Raw genomic sequence first — 1156 nt, 5'->3', positions numbered from 1 at the left:
ACTCTTAGAATTACTCTCAGGTAATATCTTTTGACAAAAAAATTGATGCGTTGCACAATAAAAAATGTAAGGCATCAAGCTATGCTTGATATAAAAAAGGAGGAACTTTTGGTTATGACAGTAAAAGTAGGTATTAATGGATTTGGACGTATCGGTCGTTTAGCATTCCGTCGGATCAAAGAAGTATCTGACGATATCGAAGTGGTAGCAATCAACGACTTGACAAGTCCTACAATGTTGGCACAATTATTACAATTTGACTCAACACATGGCACATACCCTGGAACAGTTACTGCGACAGAAGATTCAATCGTTGTTGACGGCGAAAAAACGCGTGTATATGCTGAACCAGATGCAAGCAAGATCCCTTGGGTGAAAGAAAACGGTGTTGACATCGTGCTTGAATGTACAGGTTTTTATACATCTGAAGAAAAAGCACAAGCTCACTTAGATGCTGGTGTTAAGCGCGTCGTTATCTCAGCTCCTGCTGGACAAATGAAAACAATCGTTTACAACGTAAATGATGACACTCTAGATTCAAATGACAAGATCATCTCAGCTGGTTCTTGTACAACAAACTGTTTAGCTCCTATGGCTTACTTCTTAAATGAAGAATTTGGTATTGAAGTTGGAACGATGACAACTGTTCACGCCTACACTTCAACACAAATGTTGCTAGACGGACCAGTCAAAGGCGGCAACTTACGTGCTGCACGTTCTGCTGCTGACAATACTATTCCACATTCAACTGGTGCTGCTAAAGCAATCGGCTTGGTAATTCCAGAACTGAATGGAAAATTACAAGGACATGCTCAACGTGTTCCAGTTGTTGATGGTTCATTGACTGAATTGGTTTCAGTGCTTAAAACTAAAGTAACTGCCGACCAAGTAAACGAAGCAATCAAAAAACATACCGTTGATAACCCATCATTTGGTTATGACGATCGCGAAATCGTTTCTGGCGATGTGATCGGCACCACTCAAGGTTCAATTTTTGACCCAACTCAAACTGAAGTTACTTCAGCAGGCGACTACCAATTAGTTAAAACAGTTGCTTGGTACGACAACGAATACGGCTTCACTTGCCAAATGATTCGTTTACTAGAAAAATTTGCTAACTTATAAGAGCTAGTATAGTTTTAAGGGAGATCAAGAT

General features: G+C 39.8%; 1 protein-coding gene. It reads left to right on the top strand.

Annotation, left to right across the window (positions count from 1 at the left end; all coding sequences use genetic code 11):
• Positions 1-114: 114 nt before the first annotated feature.
• Positions 115-1125 carry a type I glyceraldehyde-3-phosphate dehydrogenase gene (gene gap / locus A5875_RS04625; protein ID WP_088932521.1) on the top strand — a complete coding sequence of 337 codons (1011 nt, stop codon included), beginning with the start codon at positions 115-117 and terminating at the stop codon, positions 1123-1125.
• Positions 1126-1156: the final 31 nt, after the last annotated feature.

The sequence above is a fragment of the Enterococcus sp. 3H8_DIV0648 genome, assembly GCF_002140655.1.
In the GTDB taxonomy this organism is placed as follows: Bacteria; Bacillota; Bacilli; order Lactobacillales; family Enterococcaceae; genus Enterococcus_A; species Enterococcus_A hulanensis.
Note: the sequence above shows the minus strand (reverse complement) of the source record. Positions and strands in the feature narration are given on the sequence as shown.

Coding starts and splice junctions, on each gene's coding strand:
- gap (WP_088932521.1), top strand. CDS start 115: ATGACAGTAAAAGTAGGTATTAATGGATTTGGACGTATCGGTCGTTTA.